The organism is Streptomyces sparsogenes subsp. cuspidosporus, assembly GCF_039532705.1.
Classification (GTDB): domain Bacteria; phylum Actinomycetota; class Actinomycetes; order Streptomycetales; family Streptomycetaceae; genus Streptomyces; species Streptomyces sparsogenes.
Window position 1 is genome coordinate 1 of the sequence record NZ_BAAASD010000158.1, and the last position, 582, is coordinate 582.

General features: G+C 71.5%; 1 pseudogene. It reads left to right on the forward strand.

Features of this window, described 5'->3' with window-relative positions:
- A pseudogene (locus ABFY07_RS42845) lies at positions 1-582 on the forward strand (type IV secretion protein Rhs); the annotation flags it as partial.

The window sequence follows — 582 nt, forward strand, 5'->3', positions numbered from 1 at the left end:
GCTGCGACGCGGCCGGGCTCCCCGTCGAGATCACCGATCCCCGGGGCGCGACCACCGTCTACCACCGCGACGCCTTCGGCCGCCCCACCGCCATCACCGACCCCCTCGGCGCCACCACACGCATGGAGTGGACCGTCGAGGGCAAGCCGCTGCGACACATCGCCCCGGACGGCACCGAGCAGAGCTGGGCCTACGACGGCGAGGGCAACGTCACCGCTCAGACGGATGCGGGCGGGGGCGTGACCCGTTACGAATACACCCACTTCGACCTGCTAGCCGCCCGGACCGACCCGGACGGCGCCCGCTACGAGTTCACGTACGACACCCGGCTGCGCCTCACTCAGGTCACCAACCCCCACGGCCTGACCTGGACCTACACCTACGACCCGACCGGCCGCACGCTCAGCGAGACGGATTTCGACGGCCGTACCCTCACCTACGCGTACGACCCCACGGGCCGGCTCGTCTCCCGCACCAATCCGCTGGGCCAGACCGTCTCCCTCGAACGCGACGTGTGCGGCCGGATCGTGCGCAAGGACGCCGACGGCCAGGCCACCACCTTCACCTACGACCCGGCCGGGC